19 protein-coding genes are annotated in these 20,259 nt (G+C 42.9%); 12 read left to right on the top strand and 7 right to left on the bottom strand.

The window, feature by feature from the left end; all coding sequences use genetic code 11:
• Positions 1-55: 55 nt before the first annotated feature.
• Positions 56-664, top strand: a complete 609-nt coding sequence (locus tag AC2A4J_RS19330; protein ID WP_484177152.1) for a LysE/ArgO family amino acid transporter — start codon at positions 56-58, stop codon at positions 662-664.
• A gap of 32 nt (positions 665-696) precedes the next feature.
• On the opposite strand, the gene AC2A4J_RS19325 is transcribed toward AC2A4J_RS19330, so the two are convergent.
• Entirely contained in the window at positions 697-1,980 is a 1,284-nt protein-coding gene (locus AC2A4J_RS19325; protein WP_255826098.1) for an MFS transporter, read from the bottom strand.
• Positions 1,981-2,472: 492 nt separating this feature from the next.
• Here AC2A4J_RS19325 and AC2A4J_RS19320 point away from each other — a divergent pair, with 492 nt between their 5' ends.
• Entirely contained in the window at positions 2,473-3,810 is a 1,338-nt protein-coding gene (locus AC2A4J_RS19320; protein ID WP_484177151.1) for a glutamine synthetase family protein, read from the top strand.
• Between the two features lie 124 nt (positions 3,811-3,934).
• On the opposite strand, the gene choV is transcribed toward AC2A4J_RS19320, so the two are convergent.
• From choV to betI, 4 genes are all read right to left on the bottom strand, one after another.
• On the bottom strand, positions 3,935-5,125 hold the full coding sequence (choV, locus tag AC2A4J_RS19315; protein ID WP_484177150.1) for a choline ABC transporter ATP-binding protein: 1,191 nt from the start codon (positions 5,123-5,125) through the stop codon (positions 3,935-3,937).
• 3 nt (positions 5,126-5,128) lie between these two features.
• A complete protein-coding gene (gene choW / locus AC2A4J_RS19310; protein ID WP_484177149.1) occupies positions 5,129-5,974 on the bottom strand; it encodes a choline ABC transporter permease subunit in 846 nt (281 codons plus the stop codon).
• A 77-nt stretch (positions 5,975-6,051) separates the two neighbouring features.
• Positions 6,052-6,987, bottom strand: coding sequence for a choline ABC transporter substrate-binding protein (locus AC2A4J_RS19305; RefSeq protein ID WP_484177148.1), 936 nt, complete (start codon positions 6,985-6,987; stop codon positions 6,052-6,054).
• A gap of 151 nt (positions 6,988-7,138) precedes the next feature.
• Positions 7,139-7,726 carry a transcriptional regulator BetI gene (betI, locus tag AC2A4J_RS19300; protein ID WP_484177147.1) on the bottom strand — a complete coding sequence of 196 codons (588 nt, stop codon included), beginning with the start codon at positions 7,724-7,726 and terminating at the stop codon, positions 7,139-7,141.
• A gap of 336 nt (positions 7,727-8,062) precedes the next feature.
• Between betI and AC2A4J_RS19295 the strand changes: the two genes are divergently transcribed.
• The 5 genes from AC2A4J_RS19295 to AC2A4J_RS19275 all read left to right on the top strand — a co-directional run bounded on the left by AC2A4J_RS19295 (position 8,063) and on the right by AC2A4J_RS19275 (position 12,402).
• On the top strand, positions 8,063-9,217 hold the full coding sequence (locus AC2A4J_RS19295) for a MalY/PatB family protein (protein ID WP_484177146.1): 1,155 nt from the start codon (positions 8,063-8,065) through the stop codon (positions 9,215-9,217).
• A 72-nt stretch (positions 9,218-9,289) separates the two neighbouring features.
• Positions 9,290-9,679 carry a DUF1801 domain-containing protein gene (locus AC2A4J_RS19290; protein WP_255826089.1) on the top strand — a complete coding sequence of 130 codons (390 nt, stop codon included), beginning with the start codon at positions 9,290-9,292 and terminating at the stop codon, positions 9,677-9,679.
• 59 nt (positions 9,680-9,738) lie between these two features.
• Positions 9,739-10,551 carry a sterol desaturase family protein gene (locus AC2A4J_RS19285; protein ID WP_484177145.1) on the top strand — a complete coding sequence of 271 codons (813 nt, stop codon included), beginning with the start codon at positions 9,739-9,741 and terminating at the stop codon, positions 10,549-10,551.
• Between the two features lie 8 nt (positions 10,552-10,559).
• The gene (locus AC2A4J_RS19280) at positions 10,560-11,231 is read left to right on the top strand and encodes a YceH family protein (RefSeq protein ID WP_484177144.1); all 672 of its coding nucleotides are present in this window, start codon (positions 10,560-10,562) and stop codon (positions 11,229-11,231) included.
• A 115-nt stretch (positions 11,232-11,346) separates the two neighbouring features.
• Complete coding sequence (locus AC2A4J_RS19275; protein WP_484177143.1) at positions 11,347-12,402, top strand: Gfo/Idh/MocA family protein; 1,056 nt, start codon at positions 11,347-11,349, stop codon at positions 12,400-12,402.
• A gap of 94 nt (positions 12,403-12,496) precedes the next feature.
• Here the strand turns inward: AC2A4J_RS19275 and AC2A4J_RS19270 are convergent, their stop codons facing one another.
• Positions 12,497-13,285, bottom strand: coding sequence for an inositol monophosphatase family protein (locus AC2A4J_RS19270; RefSeq protein ID WP_255826085.1), 789 nt, complete (start codon positions 13,283-13,285; stop codon positions 12,497-12,499).
• A gap of 258 nt (positions 13,286-13,543) precedes the next feature.
• Between AC2A4J_RS19270 and AC2A4J_RS19265 the strand changes: the two genes are divergently transcribed.
• Positions 13,544-14,266 (top strand): RNA methyltransferase, encoded by a 723-nt coding sequence (locus AC2A4J_RS19265; protein WP_484177142.1) that lies wholly within the window; start codon positions 13,544-13,546, stop codon positions 14,264-14,266.
• A gap of 139 nt (positions 14,267-14,405) precedes the next feature.
• Here AC2A4J_RS19265 and gndA read toward each other — a convergent pair whose 3' ends face one another.
• Positions 14,406-15,929: an NADP-dependent phosphogluconate dehydrogenase gene (gene gndA, locus AC2A4J_RS19260; protein ID WP_484177141.1), complete on the bottom strand. Its 1,524-nt coding sequence runs from the start codon at positions 15,927-15,929 to the stop codon at positions 14,406-14,408.
• A gap of 546 nt (positions 15,930-16,475) precedes the next feature.
• On the opposite strand from gndA, the gene AC2A4J_RS19255 reads away from it, so the two are divergent.
• The 4 genes from AC2A4J_RS19255 (at position 16,476) to AC2A4J_RS19240 (ending at position 20,248) form a co-directional block, all read left to right on the top strand.
• On the top strand, positions 16,476-18,032 hold the full coding sequence (locus AC2A4J_RS19255; RefSeq protein WP_484177140.1) for a phosphoenolpyruvate carboxykinase: 1,557 nt from the start codon (positions 16,476-16,478) through the stop codon (positions 18,030-18,032).
• Positions 18,033-18,140: 108 nt separating this feature from the next.
• Positions 18,141-18,920, top strand: a complete 780-nt coding sequence (locus tag AC2A4J_RS19250; protein ID WP_484177139.1) for a TatD family hydrolase — start codon at positions 18,141-18,143, stop codon at positions 18,918-18,920.
• Positions 18,917-19,795 carry an SDR family oxidoreductase gene (locus AC2A4J_RS19245; RefSeq protein WP_484177138.1) on the top strand — a complete coding sequence of 293 codons (879 nt, stop codon included), beginning with the start codon at positions 18,917-18,919 and terminating at the stop codon, positions 19,793-19,795. Before AC2A4J_RS19250 ends, AC2A4J_RS19245 begins: the two co-directional genes overlap by 4 nt.
• Before the next feature lie 36 nt (positions 19,796-19,831).
• Positions 19,832-20,248 carry a hypothetical protein gene (locus tag AC2A4J_RS19240; RefSeq protein ID WP_484177137.1) on the top strand — a complete coding sequence of 139 codons (417 nt, stop codon included), beginning with the start codon at positions 19,832-19,834 and terminating at the stop codon, positions 20,246-20,248.
• Positions 20,249-20,259 lie beyond the last annotated feature (11 nt).

The following is a 20,259-nucleotide window of genomic DNA, read 5'->3' as shown; positions in this document are numbered from 1 at the left end:
TTGCCTTACGTAAGATCAAGCTTCTTTAAAGAACACTGAGATATTGGAGAAGGTTGTGTTGGCATTTGTGAGTGGCGCGATTACTGGTGGCGGTTTGATTGTCGCCGTTGGGGCACAGAATAGTTTTTTATTGGAGCAGGCATTAAAGCGACATTACGCCTTTCCGATTGCCTTGCTGTTTATTTTGAGTGATGCCATTTCTATTGCGCTTGGGGCGTTTGGTTTAGGTTTGATCTTGCAAAGTCATGACTGGCTGTTGTCGGTATCTCGTTGGGCTGGCGTGGCTTTCTTGGTGTGGTTTGCCTTGGGTAAATGGCGGGCGTCGTTTCAAGAAGAACATTTAATTTTAGAGCAATACAGTAAGCGTTTAGCCTTGTGGCCGCTGGTGATGATGGGGTTTGCGGTGACGTGGCTTAATCCGCATTTTTACTTAGATACCATGATTTTGATGGGCAGTCTGGCGAACCAGTGGCAAGGCGCAAGGTGGGAGTTTGTTTTCGGTGGTGTGTGCGCGTCTGTGTTGTGGTTTTTGTCTTTGGCTCTGGTGGGAAAGCTTTGTGCAAAGTGGTTAGAAAAAGCGGCTTTTTGGCGTTGGTTTAATCGTGTTAATGCTATCTTGATTTGGAGTATTGCGCTTAAAATCGCCACACAACCCTTGTCTTAATAGAGCAAGGACTGTGTGGTAATTTTGAAATGCTAAAGTTTGATTTCCACCTCGTGGCTTTTTTCTTCCACTGGAGTAGAGGAGTCAGCTTCGACAAGCATTTCTGCGGTTGCTACAGAAGATACTGTAAGCGCCACTGGAATTTGATCCCCTTGCTCTTCGATAATCATGGCTGGCTGATGCTTGATTCGGTACACAGCAAACAGTGCTACGGTTATATTGAGTCCAGCAACAAACCAAAATAACGCTTCAATACGAAGTGTATCCATCAATGCTGCCGCGGCTAGAGGCCCTAACATACCCCCAATACCATTTAGCAATATCATACCGCTACTGGCAGAAAGAATTTGTTCTGGGCGAAGTTGGTCATTCATGTGAGAGGAAGCGAGTGAGTACATTGGGAAGGTAAATGCACCGACTGCAAACATGCCAATCATCATCAATATTTGGTTATTCATTGTGCCTCCGAGCGGCACAATGAATGCGGCCAGCGCCCCAACAACGCCAACCCAGAGTATGGTGACACGACGATCTTGACGGTCAGATAGTTTACCAATTGGCCATTGCAGCAACATCCCACCGACGTAACTGGCACCGATAAAGAATGAAATCTCGGCAATGTTCATACCGATACTTTTTGCATAGAGTGCGCCCAGACCCAATAAGGCCCCAGAAGTTGCCCCAGCAATGGTGACACCGGTTACACCAAGAGGTGCCGTTTTAATTAACCCTAGAATATTGAGTTTTTCCGGCACGTTAATAGTGGGTGATGGTGTACGCACTAATAATAGAGGAACGACTGCCAAGGAAATTAGTACGGACGTTAAAATGAACAGGCCATAACCACTAGGCGAGGACAAGTTCAATAAGAACTGACTGATGGTTTGGCTTGCCCATATTTCTATTATATAAATCGAGAATAAACGGCCACGAGTTTTGTTTGTTGCAATGTCGTTTAACCAGCTTTCGGTAACAATAAAAAGACCTGCGTAACACAACCCCGTTCCCATCCGCATCAGCATCCAGAACCAAGGATTAACCACAACGGATTGCATCAAAATGGTGATAGAAGCCAAAGACGCTACTGCGGCAAACACTCGAATATGGCCCACGTTCTTGACCCAGCTTGGCACCAAAAGGGAACCAAGAATAAAGCCAAGATAGTAGGCTGACATGATCAAACCTGTCGCCGTCGTATTGAACTCCTCTATAGAGGCTCGAATACCGATCAGTGAGCTTTGCAAGGCGCTTGCCATGGTGAGAACGGCAATACCTATGAGCAGACTCCAGATGGGAAACAGGGTTTGCTTTAACATTTAGTGTCCTTTTGGGTTCTCTAATGATTAAACATAAAAATCATCATGATCTGGTTGATCATTATTTCGGCTGACTATACGGATTGAGCCTCTGATTGCAATGATCAGCAAGTGGTGAATTCGTATTTTTAACATCAGAACATATCATAGACCATAAATTATGACGTTACGGGTGATTAGGAGTAATCCCCTCAGGAAATCAGGTGTTTTTTTTAGGGAATACAGTGTTTCATTATTCGACTTAGTTAGTTTTAAAACATGCACAAAAAGTGCCTGATTTATAACTTCGCTCAAGAGGTGTATTCGTATTTTTGATGCTTAATTAGAGGTCGGTTTTATTTTGTTGCATATGGTAAAAGCAGTTGCTTTAGTGGATTAACTAAAATATGTTCAAAGCCAAACTAAGATTAAGTTTAGTAAACAACGAAACAGTGTCCACAATAGGCATTTTTAGCTGTTTTAATTAAGGAATCTGTTAGTACAAGGTGGGTTATGACAGAGTTTGAAGCTTTTTTGAAAGAACATTCAATTACGGAAGTTGAGTCAACGTTGGCTGATATGACGGGCAATGCTCGAGGCAAGTTTTATCCAACGTATAAATTCTTGGCAGAGTTGTTCGGACGTATCCCTGAAACCATTCTTGTGCAAAGTGTCACTGGTGATTGGGCTGACAATCATTACGAGCTGGTGGACGCAAGCGATCGAGATATGGAGCTTCATCCTGACCCGAATACTTTCCGTTTAGTGCCTTGGGCAGATGAGCCGACGGCGCAAATCATTAATGATTGTTACGATAAAAGCGGCCAACTGCATCCGTTGTCGAGCCGAACCATCTTACGAAATATTCTTGCTCTGTATGCAAAAGAAGGCATCACGCCGGTGATTGCTCCAGAAGTGGAATTTTACCTGATCGACCCAAATACCGACCCAGATTACGAGTTAAAGCCAGCTGTAGGGCGTTCGGGTAAACGGGAAACTTCACGTCGTTCTTATAGTATTGACGCGGTAAATGAGTTTAACCCAGTGATTGATACGCTTTACAGCTATTGTGAAGCGCAAGGCTTGGACGTGGATACCTTGATCCATGAATCTGGCGCAGCGCAGATGGAGATCAACTTTATTCACGGCGATCCATTAGACTTGGCCGATCAGGTGTTTGTTTTTAAGCGTACTTTACGTGAAGCCGCCATGAAACACGGTATGTATGCGACCTTTATGGCGAAGCCTATGCAGCATGAGCCGGGCAGTGCCATGCATATTCATCAGAGTTTGGTGGACAGCAAAACAGGTAAAAACTTGTTTGATGACAACGACAGCCCAAGTGAACTGTTTTATAACTATTTGGGCGGGCTACAAAAATACACGCCTAATGCGATTAGTTTTTTTGCGCCAAACGTTAACTCTTATCGTCGTTTTTCACCAGACATGGCGGCACCAATCAATATGCAGTGGGGATTTGATAACCGTACGGCAGGACTACGAGTTCCGTTCTCCGTGCCGGAAGCGACGCGTATTGAAAACCGTTTCCCTGGTGCTGATTGCAATCCTTATCTTGGCATCGCAGCGACATTGGCCTGTGGTTATCTCGGTATTAGAGAGAAGCTGCATCCTACTGCCCCTGTGGAGGGGAAAAAGCCACCTTCGGAAGAAGTTGAAATCGCCCGGACTCTTGAAGAAGGCTTGCGTCTCTTGGAAGAATGCCAACCGCTTTGTGACATCATGGGCGAACATTTTGTGAAAGCTTATATGGGCGTAAAACGCAGCGAGTTTGAAACTTTCAACCGAGTCATTAGTTCCTGGGAGCGAGAGCACTTGTTACTGAACGTTTGATGATTTAGGTGTGAGAGCAGCGTCAAAACAAGAAAGGCCAGATGGATTAAACATCTGGCCTTTTTATTTATCTGTATTTCAAATTGGTCTTATTTCTTTATTTGGTCTTATCTAGAGAAAAGCGCTAAGCCGCGGCTTCTTCGCGTCCAAAGTGTTTACCAAGTAGGGCGTGGTAAAAATTATGATCGTTGAGTATGCCGATGCATTGACCTGCTTCTTCCAAAACCATAAATTGGTTTGAGTGGTAGCGGATCTCGACAGCATCGCGCATGGCAATGTTGGCAGGCACGATGAAAACCGTGTTATCTGGTACGTTGGCAAGGATGGTTTCTGGTGTCCAACGAGCGGTTGGGATATCACCGTTTGCTCCTTGGATAGAAGCTACTTTGCCATTCTCTAGAGTCATTTTAATGTCATCATTGATAACAACATGATCGTCTTGCACGGCTAAATCTGCTAATGGTGTCATTAAAGAGTTGCCGCATAACACGTTCAGAGGATTTGTATGAGCAACGAACTTCTCCACGTATTCAGTAGCTGGGTTAAGAACAATTTGTTCAGGCGCGTCTTCCTGAATGATTCTAGCGGATTCCATGATGGCAATCTTAGTGCCGATTTTCAGTGCTTCATCCAAATCGTGACTAACGAAAATAATGGTTTTATTTAAGCGTCTTTGCAGTTCGATTAGCTCGTCTTGAAGTTGAGAGCGAATTAGTGGATCAAGGGCTGAAAATGGTTCATCCATTAACAACACATCTGTGTCCATTACAAACGCTCTAGCCAAACCAACGCGCTGGCGCATACCACCTGACAATTCATCGGGTTTTTTATCGGCCCATTTTTCTAAGCTCACCATTTTTAACTGTTCGCGTGCTTTTTTTAGTCGTTCCGCTTTTGGCATGCCTTGCATTTCTAATCCAAAAGCCACATTTTCCAGTACGGTTAGCCATGGCATTAAGGCAAAACTTTGAAATACCATAGATACGCGACGAGTACGCATGTGACGCAGGGTCGCTTCATCGCATTTCGCCATATCAACCATATCGTCACCGTCTCTTACAAGGCAGCGACCACGGGCGATTTTGTTTAAGCCATTAACGGCTCGCAGTAGGGTGGATTTGCCTGATCCAGACAGTCCCATCAATACACAAATTTCACCTTCGTTGACTTCGATGTTGGCGTTTTGTACACCAACAACGTCACCAGTCATGCCTAGAATCTGGTCGCGAGTGTGACCTTGGTCCATTAGAGGGAGTGTTTTTGCTTTATTGTTGCCGAAAACAATGTCGACGTTTTCAATTGTTACAACAGCCATAATTTATCCCTCGCTCTTAGATGATGGTGATTTGCAAATACGGTCTAGCATGATGGCAACCAAGACAATGGCGACACCCGCTTCAAAGCCTTGGGAAATGTTCACCGTGTTCAGTGCTCTGATTACCGGTTTTCCTAAGCCATCTGCCCCGACTAGAGCCGCGACAACCACCATGGATAAAGACAACATAATACATTGTGTTACGCCGGCCATGATATTTGGCATGGCTGCTGGCAGCTCAACTTTGTATAGCAGTTTTGATTTTGTACAACCGAAGGCTAAGCCAGCCTCGATAAGTTCACTGGGCACCTTGCTAACCCCTAAATAGGTCAAGCGAATTGGCGCGGCAATGGCGAAGATAATGGTCGAGATCAAACCCGGAACATAGCCCAAGCCAAATAAAATAAGGGTTGGAATAAGATAAACAAAGGTTGGAATGGTCTGCATTAAATCTAAAATCGGACGTAATGTAGTGTATAGCCAAGGTCGATGAGCGGCTGCGATGCCAATAGGCACACCAATTAATACACTTATTGCGGTTGCGGAGACGACAAGCACTAGGGTTTGAATCGTTTCGACCCAATAGCCCATGTTGATGATTAGCAATAGAGATAAGGTAATAAAAATCAGTAATCCAATGCTACGGTGAAGAAACCAAACACCCACTAAAATAATGGCAATAACCGCGAATGGGTGAAGTGAGTCGATCGCGTCGACCATGGTTACAATCATGGTTTCTAAGGTTATGGAGACCAGATCAAAAAACACGGAAGCTGCAGTAACCAGCCAGTCGACAAAGTGTTCCATCCAAGCGCCAAGAGGGATCTTATTATCCGTCAGCCAATTCATATATGTGTTCTCCCGATAGTTTAATGACACCCCCTTAACGGTGTGTCGTTAAGGGGGTCGTGGTGTGCAGTGAGGTATTACAAACCTAGGTGAGATTTCACGGCGTTCAAGCCATTATCACCAGATTTCGTTGTTACATCTTTAAGCCAAGCGTCTAAAACTTCAGGGTTTGCTTTTAACCATTCTTTTGCAGCGATGTTAGGTTTTTTGCCGTCATCAAGAATGGCGCCCATGATTTGGTTTTCCATCGGTAAAGAAAATTTTAGATTTGTGATCAGTTTGCCAACGTTAGGGCATTGTTGGGTATAGCCTTTACGAACGTTAGTGTGGACATCAGCACCACCATAGTTCGGGCCGAAGTAGTCGTCTCCGCCAGAAAGGTATTCCATTTTAAAGTTGGCGTTCATTGGGTGAGGTGCCCAGCCTAAGAAAGCGATCCATTTGTTACGACGAGTATTGCGGCTAACTTGAGACAACATGCCAGCTTCGCTGGATTCAACTAATTGGAAATTGCCGAGATCAAAAGCATTAGTGTCGATCATGTCTTGGATGATGCGGTTGCCGTCATTGCCAGGTTCGATACCGTAAATGCGACCTGAAAATTCTTTACGGTGTTTTGCAATGTCGGAGAAGTCCGTTACGCCAGCGTCAAAAGCGTCTTTGCTAACCGCTAGTGTGTATTTGGCACCGACAAGGTTTGCACCAAGGTCTTCAACAGTGCCTGCTTTTAGGTAAGGTTCGATGTCTGCCTGCATGGTTGGCATCCAGTTGCCAAGAAAGACATCTATGTCACCATTTGCTAGCGAAGTGTAAGTAACAGGAACAGATAGCAATTGTGTTTTGGTTTTGTAGCCTAGGCCTTCGACGATTTCACTGGTTACTGCTGTGGTGGCCGTAATGTCAGTCCAACCCACATCGGAAAAGCGAACGGTAGAGCAATCTGCCGCCATGGTTAGTCCCGATACACTTGCCATACTTATAGCTATTGCGGTCTTTTTTGTCTTATTTAACATACCCTTACCCTCTTTCTATTGAACTCAAAACCAATGAGCGAATACAGTGCCGAACACAGGCACTGAAAGTGAACTCCTAAAACATGGACAGCGTGTTTTGTAGGCTGCCTAAAACAATATGTATGATGAAAAAAGCTGTGCACTGGTGTGTTTAGATGTGGTCCTGAAACACGAGATCCAGATAATCTTGTATTTGCCCAGCTGATTCTTGTTTGTTGATGCCGCCAGCTAATGAACCGCGTAGCCACATACCGTCTATAAGCGCAGCTACAGTAAGTGCGATGCGACGAGCTTTTGTAATTTCAAATTCTTCTTTTAGTACACACACCAGCGATGTTTGTAAACGATTAGAATAGATATTCTGTAGTCGATACAAAGAGGGCGTGTGCATGGCTGATGCCCAAAATCCCATCCAAGCTTTGACGACTTGGGGGTGTGTTTGAGATTGGCTAAAGCTGGCTTTCACTATAGCCATGACTTTATGTTTAGCCGATTTATTTTTCGCTTTTGTGACTTCTTGAGATAAACCTTCAAAAAATTCACGAATCAGGCTTCTCATTGTTGCTTCGTACAAGCCATCTTTGCCACCAAAGTAGTGGTTGATGATGGCTGGAGAAACGCCTGCTTTTTTACCAATAACACTGACTGTTGCCCCTGCAAAACCATATTTATCTATGGCTTTTATTGCGGCCTCGATGAGCTGAGGTTTACGTATTTCGGGCATTCCAACTTTTGGCATTTTGGATCCTTTTTTATTAAACAGCCGTTTAATGAAAACTATACTAGGCTGATTGTGTAATTTAGGTCAACCCTTGACAATTAGGAAACTTAGTTCTCTAATTAATTTAACTATATGATTTTAAAGGGTTAATTGGTCTTTAAATTTTTTTTATCTTTTTTTTTAGAGATATTCTGTCGGTATAAGATAAAAAATGCGTATTTTTGTGCTCATATCTTACTTAATGTACTATTTTGACTTGCTCTTTTTCGTTTCCCTTATTGGCTATTATGGCTGGAATTTTCAGGCGCGATAGTGTTAATTATAAAGCTAAATTAAAGGTTGGAGTGTTATTTAATGGATGTCGGCTTTTCGGTATTTGATACCCTGATAGATAGATCAGATATGAGCAGTGATAAGTGGTCAAAATACCCTGAAAATGTCATCCCTATGTGGGTAGCGGACATGGATTTTGATTCACCGAATTGTATAAAAGAAACTATAAATCAAAGGGTTAATAAGGGTGTGTTTGGCTATACATATACACCAAAAGCGTTGGTGAAAGCTATCCAGTCCCACCTTTCCAGTCGCTATGGTTGGAATGTTTCTTCAGCCCATTTAGTTCATCTTCCGGGTCTTGTTTGTGCACTACATTTAAGTGTTCGCGTTTATTCAAACGAGGGAGATGGCATCATTGTGCCGGGACCTGTTTATTACCATTTAACCAAAGCACCGGCGCTGTCTGGACGCGATTTACTAAATGTGGATATGGTCATTCAAAATGGTCGCTGGCTCCCTGATATGGTGCAATTTGAAGCGGCTTGCGCCAACCCTAAAAGTAAGATGATTCTGTTATGTAATCCCCATAATCCAGGTGGAACCGTCTATACCAAAGAAGAGCTGTTAAGCATTCATGCATTGGCAGAAAAGTACGATCTGGTGGTGGTGAGTGATGAAATACACTGCGATTTGATTTTGGATGATTTACCTCACGTGCCGTTTGCTGGCTTAAACAGCGACGCTGCGAATCGCACCATTACTTTAATGGCTCCAAGTAAAACGTTTAATACTGCGGGCTTAGGTTATGCTTTTGCTGTGATTGAAAACGCTCAATTGCGTCAAGCGTTTAATCAAGAAAGAGCTGGCTTAATACCGTCACCCAATATGCTAGGTTTGACGGCTGCCACTGCAGCGTATGATGAAGGTCAGGAATGGCACGATGAGCTATTAATGTACTTGAAAAGTAATCGAGATCTATTAGCAAGAAGGATTGCAGCAACGCCGCTTAACATGGTGCATTTAGAAGCAACTTATCTTGCTTGGATTGATGTGTCTGCTTTGTCTCTTGATAATCCTTACCAATTTTTTCTGGATGCCGGTATCGGTGTTTCTGATGGTAAAGATTTTGGTAATCCTAACTATGTTCGCCTAAACTTTGGATGTCCCCAATCTATTCTCGATCAAGCTATGACTCGCATTGAAGAGGCATTAAAAGAGCACAACTTCATGTGAATCATTCGGTTATCATTGATTAAGACAGTAAGGTCGGGCTCTTTCTATTATTTATCAAGAGGAGGCGATCTTATGCTGACGTCCGTGTCGAATGAGTTTGTAAATCAATATGTGCAACAGGCTTCCCCAGCAAGGCGCGAGGATTTGTTGAAAATTATCGAGATGATGAGATCGATGGCACCTGAAGCTGAGTTGGTAAATGATTTAGGGATTCCATATTTTAAGATGAACGCAGGCTGGTTATACGGTGTTGCTGCGCGTGTTGATCATTTATGTATTTATTTCTCTGATCTGAGTGTCTTACATTCTTTTCGGAGTCGTTTGCCAAAGGCTCAATTTGGTGATGATTGTCTTGTTATTTATCGTTTAGATGACATCAATCTCAATGTTTTTATGGAACTTCTTGGGCAAATTAAAGTCCATTTTTTAATGAATCATCGAGAGCCTTTCGAACTGATTTAATTATAAAAGAAACCTTTATACTTTGATTTTAAAAGATTTTAATTCAGGTTATTTGCTAAATGATAGATTTCACTGTTCGTATAGGTGTTTTTGTTCTGATCTTTAGCTTGCTGGTTTTTTGGCAATGGAATTGGCCAAGAGGGGCGCTTTTGCAATGGCGTCAACGTTGGCTTCACAACCTTTCTTTATTGGTCGTTGGCGCGATGAGCGTTCGAATCGTTCAGCCTTTGTTACTGTCGGTTGTCGCTTTATTTAGCCAAAATTTTGGTCTTTTGTGGGTATTAGACTTACCGTTCTGGGTCGTTTTGTTGGTGAGTGTTTTTCTATTAGACTGCCTTATTTATTGGCAGCATCGATTATTTCATCGAGTTTCTTTTTTCTGGCGTTTCCATCGAGTTCATCATTCTGACCCTGAATTAGATGTGAGCTCAGCGTTACGTTTCCATCCCGTCGAAATTATATTGTCTCTATTTATTAAGGCCTTAGCTGTTTGGTTGTTGGGTATTCCAGTGGCGGCTGTTTTGGTCTTTGATATTTTATTGAATGCATCCGCCATGTTTAACCACACTAATGCAAGATTGCCTGTTAGTATCGAAACATGGGTTAAGAAGGTGTTTGTCACTCCAGATATGCATCGCATACATCACTCAAGAGTGAACGTCGAAGCAAACAGTAACTACGGTTTTTTCCTAAGTATTTGGGATACGGTTTTTAAGACTAAAAGAAATGATGCACTACAGGGAGATGAAAATTTAAAAATTGGAATGCCCGATACGGTCACGTATCAACCCACATCGTTAAAGGAAGTATTGGTGATGCCTTTTAAATTATATAAGAAGGCTTCGTTAAAGACGAATAGAAGAAGCAGTTAGGAAAAACCATGAGTTATCACGAAGTAAATTTTATCGAAATGCGTGTTATTGGTTGTCTTATGGAAAAAGAGATTACCACACCCGATCAATATCCTCTTAGTTTGAATGCCCTTGTGAATGCCTGTAACCAAAAGTCCAATCGTGAACCTGTGACTCAACTATCTGAAATGGAAGTGCAAGACGCATTGGATGCGTTGCTGGCTCGTGGTTTGGTGACTGAACTTAATGCTTCTCATAGTCGAGTTAGCAAATATCAGCATCGATTTTGTAATACGGAGTTTTCCGATTTGCAGTTGTCGCCAGCAGAAACGGCTATTATTTGTCTGATGTTTGTGCGTGGCGCTCAAACGCCGGGAGAGCTTCGTTCACGCAGTGGGCGTTTACATAGCTTCCAGTCTCGTGATGAGGTTGAATTGGCCTTACAGTCGCTGCAGACGAAAACCGGTGGCCCATATGTTTGCCAATTACCAAGGGAGCCGGGTAAGCGTGAACAGCGCTACCAAGAATGTTTCTGTTCGGAAACGGAACAACCGCTAAATACAGATTCTAACAGTGCGGTGATCTCTAATAAAAATGATGCATATACACAGCAACTGGAAGCAAGAGTGCTTGAGTTAGAGGCACAGGTTCAAGAATTAAATGAATATATTCAACAGCTTGAAAATGCCAGTGGACTATAATCTTTTTTAGCGTCAAACTTACTGCGTTTTTTAATGTCGCGGTGTTCGATGCCTAAGTATGCGTAAGAGGTGTTGTGGGCGTTAATGCTTTGATTAAGTCTATGGGGAGAATCCTATGAAGAAGGTACGCTGGGGTATTATTGGTACAGGTCAAATCGCGCATTTATTTGCCAGTGATTTTTGTCATGTCAAAGCGGGCGAACTTCGTGCGGTTGCTTCTCGTGATAAGGCGTCTGCGGATGCTTTTGCGGCCGAGTTTGATATCGAGTTGGCATTCATTGATTACTTTTCGCTGATTAATAGTCATGAAGTGGATGCTATCTATATAGCAACGCCTCATGTGTATCACTACGACCTGACCAAAGCCTGTATTTTGGCGGGTAAAGCGGTATTGTGTGAAAAGCCTTTCACTATCAATGAGGCGCAATCTAAGGAGCTTTACGATTTAGCCTTAGAGCATAACGTGTTTGTTATGGAAGCTATGTGGACGCGCTTTAACCCTGTTATAGAGCAAGTGGTAGAGTGGGTTGAAGAGGGCGAAATTGGCGATTTAAACAGCATTCAAGCAAGCTTTAATTTTGTTGGCCCGACTGATCCTAATCATCGATTGATGAATCTTGAGCTTGGCGGCGGCGCTTTATTGGATATTGGTATTTATCCGGTGTTCTTAGCACAATTATTTTTCGGTAAGCCGGACTTTGTGCAGAACCAAGCCGTTATTGGCGACACAGAAGTGGATCTGTTCGAGCAGATACTATTAGGGTGGGAAAGTGGACAGCTTGCTTCTTTGGATGCGTCTTTGATTTCATGTAACCCGAACCGCGCTATGCTTTCTGGTTCTAAAGGCTATATTGAGATCGATTCTGAATGGTTCAAAGCAAAATCCTGTCGCGTTGTTAGTGCAGATAATAAAGAGCGAGCGGTAGAATTTGACTTTCCTGGAAATGGTTACCAATTTGAAGTGGATGAGGTGAACCGCTGTCTTGAAGAGGGATTAATTCAAAGTCCTAATCACAGCTGGCAGAACAGTTTAGAATTGATTGCAACGCTAGATGAGATTCGTCAAGACATAGGTTTGTACTATCCAGGAGAGGAGAGTGAAGGGCATCATCATGATGAAGAAGATTTGCATGAACATCACCATGAGCATAGTCATCATCATAAGCATTGATTTGGTCGTTATTTGACTCATAAAAAAGGACTCTTTCCATAATGGAAAAGAGTCCTTTTTTTGTATTTACTGTATGCTTTGTGCTTATAAGCCCTTAGCTAAGGTGCTTGTTAAGCGTCGGTAGCAATACTTTGAACAAGCGAGGCGCCGCACATAATACATCGCCTTTTTCTAGGCTTGGTGAGCCATCAAAGCCAGCGAATAGGCAGCCAGCTTCTTTCGCGATAAACAGAGGGGCTTGCATTTCCCACTCTTGAAGTTTGATACCCCAAGCAGCATCAAGACGACCAGCTGCTACGTTAGCTAGCATTAGAGCAGGTGAGTCTTGCATTACAGCGCGCGCGCCTTGCTCTGCAATTTCCGTGAGTACAGCGAATTGACCTGATAGAGAAGGCATAAGACGATCTGTTGCTGGGAATTGCGCCGCTACCGTTACGTTTTCTAACGTGCGAGCAGTACTGCTACGAATGCGTGAATTATTCAAGTATGCACCACGGCCTTTACTTGCGTAAAACTCGTCTTTGGTGTGAGGGTTTAGCACAAGAGCGTGCTCCACTTTACCAGCAACTAAATAGCTCATAGTAATGACGTTGCCAGTTAGGCCGCGTGAAAATAAATGCTGACCTTGAATGGCATCAATGATCCATTCACCTTCCTCACCATTTTGTACTGAGCCTTGAAGGCGAGTTGTAATAGTGTCTGCTGGGTAAGCTTTTTCTAGGTGGTAAACAATGCTACGTTCTGCGCCAGAGCAAACAGTTTGATATACCTGTTCAGCAGATTGGCCTTGTTCTTTGTCAAAAAGCAGTTTCTCTTGCGAGTGAACTATGTATTCTGCAGCGGCACGAGCTGCTTTAAGTGCGACATTGATTCTAGGTTGCATAATTTACCGTCAATTATTCCGTCATTAAAATGCACATACCGTCCATAAGACGATAAGTTGCTAAATAAAGTGTTAAAGAGCGGGCTTCTCCGTTTTAGCGATTAAAACCGAGTGCCTAAATAAGAGCGCGAATTCTAGCGTAATGGCGCTCTTTTTACTAGTGAAGTTTTGGTTAAAAACTGATCGTTTGCGGCTTTGTTCTAAATTTCTGTTAAGATACGCGGCATTGTCTGACCGTTATTATTGGTACCTCATAAAATGCAAAATAAAGTAAGAATTGTCCTTGTTAATACATCGCACCCTGGCAACATTGGTGGCGCTGCTCGCGCCATGAAGAATATGGGGTTGGCGGATCTTTATCTTGTTGCCCCTAAGCAGTATCCCAGTGACGAAGCCGTGAGTCGAGCTTCTGGTGCGACGGATATTTTAGATAACGCGGTTGTCGTGGATACTTTAGAAGAGGCGTTAGCGGATTGTCAGTTAGTGATTGGTACGAGTGCGCGTGAGCGAAATATTCCTTGGCCTTTGGTTGATCCAAGACAGGCAGCAGATTTGGTGTTTGATGAAGGCTTGGTTACGGCGTTTGTGTTTGGTCGCGAAGACCGAGGGCTAACCAACGAAGAACTGCAGCGCTGTAATTATCATGTGCATATTCCTTCCGTTGAAACCTTTAGTTCCTTGAATCTAGGTGCTGCCGTTCAAGTTATCGCGTACGAGCTAAGAATGAAATCTTTGCTGATGAAAGATGCGCCTGTGGTAGCAAGTAAATGGGATGTGCCTGCGGCCAATGTGGAGCAGATCGATTATTTGCTTGAACATCTAGAAAAAGTCTTAGTGCAGACGGAGTTTCTTGATCCTGAAACGCCGATGCAAGTCATGACGCGTTTTCGTCGTATGTTTCAGCGTTCGCGATTGGATCAGCAGGAAGTGGGCATGTTGAGAGGTATGTTGTCTTCTATGGAAAAGAAAATGAAGCCATGACAGCAGCGCACGATTCGTCATGCGGACGACTGTGCTCGACAGGGCTTTGTTAAAAACATGAGTCAGCATATTAAGCTGAAACAAAAAAACGCTGACTTATTGCTAAGTCAGCGTTTTTTGTTTGGACTAGATGTTGGTCTTAAGCTTTACGCTCAGGACGACCTTCTTCTTGCCAGTAAGTGTGGAATTTTTGGCCAGGCTCTGCATCTACGCGTTCGTAGGTGTGAGCACCAAAGTAATCACGTTGCGCTTGTAGCAAGTTAGCAGGTAATACTTCAGAACGGTAACCGTCAAAGTAAGCCAATGCTGAGAAGAAAGATGGTGTTGGTATACCTGATTGCGCAGCAAGGACAACGGCTTTACGAAGGCCGGCTTGCTTGCTCGCCATTGCGTCAGCGAAATAATCGCTTAGCAATAGGTTTTCAAGTTCTGGATTGTCGACAAAAGCATCGGCGATTTTCTGTAGGAAAGATGCGCGAATGATACAGCCGCCGCGCCAGATTTTCGCGATATCACTGAAGTTGAATTTCCAGTCATATTCTTTTTCAGCCGCACGCATGAGTTGGAAGCCTTGAGCATAAGCACAGATTTTTGCGCAGTAAAGTGCCTCTTCGATTGCTTTCTCGACGTCTTCAGCTTCAATCTCGCCGCTTTCTACATCTGCAACAAGTTTGCTTGCTGCAAGTTCACGTTCGCCAGTTAATGTACTCAGGGCACGAGCATAAACAGATTCGCTGATGATGCCAGCAGGAACGCCCATTTGTGTCGCACTAATCGATGTCCAACGACCAGTGCCTTTTTGGCCAGCGCTGTCTAAGATCATATCAACGAGCGGAGCGCCTGTTTTATGGTCGTATTGTTGAAGAATGTCGGCTGAAATTTCAACAAGGTAGCTGTTTAAAACGCCTTGGTTCCATTTTTCAAACAACTTACCAATCTCTTCAGGTTCGTAACCAAGCAAAGAACGTAGTAGGTGATAAGCTTCACAAATAAGCTGCATGTCGGCATATTCAATGCCGTTATGAACCATTTTTACATAATGGCCCGCGCCATTTGGCCCAAGGTAAGCAGTACAAGACTCGCCTTCTGTAACCGGCTTGCCAGGAATATTACTAACGATAGGTTTACCGTTTTCGTCAACTTTTGCTGCAACGGCTTCCCACATAGGCTGCAGGTATTGCCAGGAATCGGCATCGCCACCAGGCATTAGTGATGGACCAAAACGCGCACCCACTTCACCACCAGATACAGCAGTACCAAAGAATTTGAATTTTTCTTTGTATTCAGCTTCACGGCGAATGGTATCTGTCCATTGGCTGTTTCCGCAGTCTACTACGATATCGTCTGATTCTAAGCCAGCTTCAATCAAGCTGTTGCAGACAGCATCAACAGGGCTTCCAGCAGGAACTAAAACTACGATCACGCGAGGCTTTACTAAGTTTTTTAGCATGTCTCCCATGTTGGAGCAGCCAATGATTCGTGCGGCTGCTGATGGATCTGGACGTTCTGCTTTTTCAGTGTCTAAAACGTCTTGTACTTTATGTGCGTCAAGATCAAAACCTGCAACTCGGTAGCCATGGTCAGCTAAATTTAAGGCCAAGTTTTTACCCATGACACCCAGGCCGACAAATCCAATATTGCAGTTCTGATTCGTTTTTAACATAAATATCGATCAACCTTTTGAACAATTGGGGGAAATTGAAGAAAGAATCTTACCATGAAGCGCTATGATTCAGGACATACTAGAGGTAAGAAAAATTCAAATAATTGTGTTTTTTTGAGCTTTCTTGATAGAAACCTTATAGCTTAGGTGGTTTTGTCGTAAATAGTCATGTGATGAGTTTAATGGTTTTTGGATCAGTAAGTAGCTTTCCATTTAGAGGAAAGGTGACAAAAAAGAAAGAAAACTACAGAAATATAGCGTTGATTAATTGTAGTTTAATCAAAAAATGCTCAATTCTATTGGTGTTTTTGATTAAACGTCTTATAAAACAAACACTTAATGTATATTGGAAAGTTTCAGAAAAGTAATAAAATAACATATTGTTATAACAATATTTTTTTTTAGATTGTTTTGTTACTATGTTTTCACCGAAAAAAAACTTCGTATAGCAGAATGCTTTATGCGACATTGCAAGTAATATTGTCGTATAAAGGCATTTTTATAAGAATGATCAGACAATCTTTATCGCTCAGAGGATTTAGTAACATGAACTCCGCATCAGACGTAACGACTATTCATACAAATTTAACGACGCCGCAGTTGGTTGAAAAAGCTCTGCAGAATGGCGAAGGGGTCCTTGCCGATAATGGCGCGCTTGTCGTTGAAACAGGGGCTCGTACTGGTCGTTCTCCTATGGATCGTTTCATTGTAGAAGAAGCGTCCAGTAAAGATAGTATCCATTGGGGACCTGTTAACCGTGCGTTTCCTGAGGCGAAATTTGCTCCGCTTTGGGATCGTGTGGCATCGTATCTTGATGGTAAAGAGTCGTTTGTATCTAACATTCATGTCGGTGCGGGCGATGAATATTATTTACCAGTGATTATGCGTACTGAGACGGCGTGGCATCAGTTATTTGGTCGTAACCTGTTTATTCGTCCTGATATTTATAACCCATCAAGCAAAGGTGAATGGCAGGTTCTTAATGCGCCAAATTTTGTTTGTGAGCCTGAGCGTGATGGTACTAACTCTGACGGTTGTGTCATTCTAAACTTTGCCGAGCGTAAAGTGTTGATTGCGGGTATGCGTTACGCTGGTGAAATGAAAAAAGCGATGTTTTCTGTACAAAACTATTTATTGCCAGCGCATGATGTGCTGCCAATGCACTGTGCTGCTAACGTCGGTACAGAAGAAGATGTAACCTTGTTTTTTGGTTTATCTGGCACAGGCAAAACAACACTGTCTGCAGATCCTGAGCGCTTTTTGATCGGTGATGATGAACATGGCTGGGGGAAAGATACGGTTTTCAACATCGAAGGTGGTTGCTACGCAAAAACGATTGACCTTTCTCAAAAGAATGAACCGATTATCTGGGATGCGATCAAATTTGGAACTATCGTTGAAAACGTGGTGCTAGATCCTGAAACGCGTGTTGCAGATTACGCTGATACGTCTTTAACTCAGAATGGTCGTGCTGGTTACCCTCGTGAGCACATTGAAAAGCGTGCCGCTGGTAATCGTGCAGGTGAGCCAAATGCTATTATCTTTTTAACGTGTGATTTGACTGGTGTTCTTCCTCCTGTTTCTATCCTGACGAAAGAGGCAGCGGCATACCACTTTTTGAGTGGTTATACGGCTTTGGTTGGTTCAACAGAAATGGGAGCAGGCACAGGAATTAAGTCAACTTTCTCTACTTGTTTTGGTGCACCTTTTTTCCCTCGTTCTGCTGATGTGTATGCAGATCTTTTGATCAAGCGTATTGAAGAGTTTGGTAGCAAGGTTTATCTAGTGAATACGGGGTGGACTGGTGGTGCTCATGGTCAAGGCGGTAAACGTTTTAGTATTCCAACAACCCGTGCGGTTATTTCGGCGATTCAATCTGGTGTGCTGACGGATGCAGAAACTGAGCATCTGGATGATGTTAATCTAGATGTGCCTACACAGGTACCGGGTGTTGATAGTGTATTGTTGAACCCTCGTAAAACTTGGTCTGATCAGGATGCTTATGCAGCTCAAGCAAAAAACTTAATCTCTCAATTTGTTGAGAATTTTAAGAAATTCGATACTGTATCCGACGCTATTGTTAAGGCTGGTCCATATCTGTAAGCTATTTTAAATAGTGCCTTTTAAAAAGCCGTGCATTTAGCACGGCTTTTTTGTTTTTAGTGATTTATACGCTAACACTTAGTGTCTAAATAATGTAATCTTTTGTGTATGTTTATTGATAGCCATTGCCATTTAGATTTCGATGTGTTTGACGAGCAGCGTGACTCGTTAATGCAGCGCTGTCGAGAAAATAAAGTGGGCGGCTTTTTGGTGCCTGCGACGACCTTTTCTAGTTGGTCAAAGCTAGAAAGATTGAGTAAGCGTTATCCTGAATGGCGTGCTGCCTATGGTTTACATCCTTATTTTTTAAAAGAGTCTTTGCTAGAGCAGATCGATTTTCTCGCTGAACAGTGTGATTCGCGTAGAGTTGTTGCGGTGGGGGAAATAGGGTTAGATTGTTGGCCTAGTTCTGTCGATATGAAAATTCAGTTAGAGTTCTTCTCTCGCCAGCTAAAAATTGCTAAATCATTGAAACTGCCAGTTATTTTGCATGCTAGAAAAAGTTATGATTTGGTGTTTAAGTGCCTTCGAGAGGTGGGGTTTAGTGATGGCGGCATTGTTCATGCCTTTAATGGCAGTCTTGAACAAGCTAAGCGATTTATAGATCAGGGTTTTGTATTAGGAATTGGTGGTACAGTGACGTATCCGAGGGCTAAAAAAGCTCATAGGGTATTGGCGGCACTTAGTGATAGTGCGTTTGTCCTTGAAACAGATTCACCTGATATGCCACTACATGGTTATCAGGGGCAAAATAATACGCCACTTTCTATTCCTCTTATTGCTCATTCTGTTGCCGCGATAAGGGGGGAGAGCGTGGAGCAGATAGCAGTGCAGACATATGATAACCTATTAAGGGTTTTTCCTAAGTGGAACGAGGACTTGCTTTGAATAACACACAAGATATTAATGCCCCGATTCGAATTCTTCTTTTGGGAAGTGGGACAGAAGTCGGTTCGTCATTGTTGCTGCTTTCTGAAGCAAAAACTGAATTTGAATGGCTGTGTCCAGAAGAATCGCTTTTGCTAGATGTTGAAAGAAGAGCAGAGTTAGATGATATGCAGTTTGACGTGATTATTGATGCGTTAAGTTTGCGCTATGCACTACAAAGTGATTATGGGAAATTTCAATCTACTTTACGCTATTTGAGCGAACAGACTGGTGCGCCATTAATTATGATTAGTAGTGCTAGAGTATTTTCAGGCAATAAAGATGCCGCTTATGCCGAGATGGATGTGCCAGATAGTTTAGAGCCTTATGCAAAAGCTCTGATTGAGGCTGAGTCTATTGTATTGAACAACCCAAATAACATTGTCTTGAGAACGGGTTGGTTATTTAGCGGCAAAGGGGATGACTTTGTCTGTAGAACGCTTGGTTTGATTCAGGATGGCGTTAATCTTGCTTACAAAGATGACCTAATTGGCAGTCCGACACCTGTATCTGATTTGGTCAGGGTGATTTTATCCATGGTTAACCAAGGGCATTATGGTGCTCAAAATAAAGGTGTTTACCATTATTGTTGTGCAGAAGAAATTAGCTGGATTCGATTGGTTGAGGCAATTCTAGCTACTTCTAGCCAGTTTGATCCGAAAGCACAAGTAGAGGTGGAAGCAATTGGCGATTCGTTTCCAGAAGTACAAGAAGCCTCTACTATGAAACGACAGTCTTTATCTTGTCGAAAGATCTTTAATCATTTTGGGATAAAGCAGCGCCCATGGCGTTCAAAATTAAGAAGCTTAGTGAAAGAATTATACCAAGCTAGTTAATGACCAACCTTTGGTCGATATTGAATAGGAGATGATGTGTACAAAATAAATCATAAAGCTGTTGTGTTGGCTTTTGTCTTTCAAATTGTTGCTGGAGTAGCTTGGTATGCTTCGACACCTTTGTCATTCTTAGAGCGCTCTGCTCTGGAGGATATGGCTAAGCAACCTACTGTTGGCGTGGTTTTATTGTTCGCATTAGCGTCTTTTGTGTATTTGTATTTTACGGCTTGGCTTTTGGTGAGAATTAAAGGCTTATCTGGTTTTGGACGGTTTTTTATCGTCATTGGTATATGGCTATTCATTGTTGTACCTAACCAGATCTTTGTCTTTATTAACCTTCATTTGAATAATTCGGACATATTGTATCTGCTGTCATATGGTGTAGCTAGCAGCACCATAGCGGCGATTATATTACCACTATGGCGCTCATCAAGGTCTATCTTTAAAGATTAGATATCTTTCAA

Source organism: Marinomonas sp. ATLA20 (assembly GCF_057180105.1).
The sequence above is the reverse complement of the archived record's forward strand: the minus strand, read 5'-3'. Positions and strand labels throughout refer to the sequence as shown.

Excerpts from the sequence above, each read along its gene's own strand:
- AC2A4J_RS19290 (WP_255826089.1), top strand. The coding sequence starts at position 9,290 with ATGCTGACGTCCGTGTCGAATGAGTTTGTAAATCAATATGTGCAACAG.
- AC2A4J_RS19305 (WP_484177148.1), bottom strand. The coding sequence starts at position 6,987 with ATGTTAAATAAGACAAAAAAGACCGCAATAGCTATAAGTATGGCAAGT.
- AC2A4J_RS19255 (WP_484177140.1), top strand. The coding sequence starts at position 16,476 with ATGAACTCCGCATCAGACGTAACGACTATTCATACAAATTTAACGACG.
- betI (WP_484177147.1), bottom strand. The coding sequence starts at position 7,726 with ATGCCAAAAGTTGGAATGCCCGAAATACGTAAACCTCAGCTCATCGAG.
- choV (WP_484177150.1), bottom strand. The coding sequence starts at position 5,125 with ATGGCTGTTGTAACAATTGAAAACGTCGACATTGTTTTCGGCAACAAT.
- AC2A4J_RS19265 (WP_484177142.1), top strand. The coding sequence starts at position 13,544 with ATGCAAAATAAAGTAAGAATTGTCCTTGTTAATACATCGCACCCTGGC.
- AC2A4J_RS19280 (WP_484177144.1), top strand. The coding sequence starts at position 10,560 with ATGAGTTATCACGAAGTAAATTTTATCGAAATGCGTGTTATTGGTTGT.
- AC2A4J_RS19320 (WP_484177151.1), top strand. The coding sequence starts at position 2,473 with ATGACAGAGTTTGAAGCTTTTTTGAAAGAACATTCAATTACGGAAGTT.
- AC2A4J_RS19250 (WP_484177139.1), top strand. The coding sequence starts at position 18,141 with ATGTTTATTGATAGCCATTGCCATTTAGATTTCGATGTGTTTGACGAG.
- AC2A4J_RS19325 (WP_255826098.1), bottom strand. The coding sequence starts at position 1,980 with ATGTTAAAGCAAACCCTGTTTCCCATCTGGAGTCTGCTCATAGGTATT.
- AC2A4J_RS19270 (WP_255826085.1), bottom strand. The coding sequence starts at position 13,285 with ATGCAACCTAGAATCAATGTCGCACTTAAAGCAGCTCGTGCCGCTGCA.
- AC2A4J_RS19275 (WP_484177143.1), top strand. The coding sequence starts at position 11,347 with ATGAAGAAGGTACGCTGGGGTATTATTGGTACAGGTCAAATCGCGCAT.
- AC2A4J_RS19295 (WP_484177146.1), top strand. The coding sequence starts at position 8,063 with ATGGATGTCGGCTTTTCGGTATTTGATACCCTGATAGATAGATCAGAT.
- choW (WP_484177149.1), bottom strand. The coding sequence starts at position 5,974 with ATGAATTGGCTGACGGATAATAAGATCCCTCTTGGCGCTTGGATGGAA.
- AC2A4J_RS19285 (WP_484177145.1), top strand. The coding sequence starts at position 9,739 with ATGATAGATTTCACTGTTCGTATAGGTGTTTTTGTTCTGATCTTTAGC.
- gndA (WP_484177141.1), bottom strand. The coding sequence starts at position 15,929 with ATGTTAAAAACGAATCAGAACTGCAATATTGGATTTGTCGGCCTGGGT.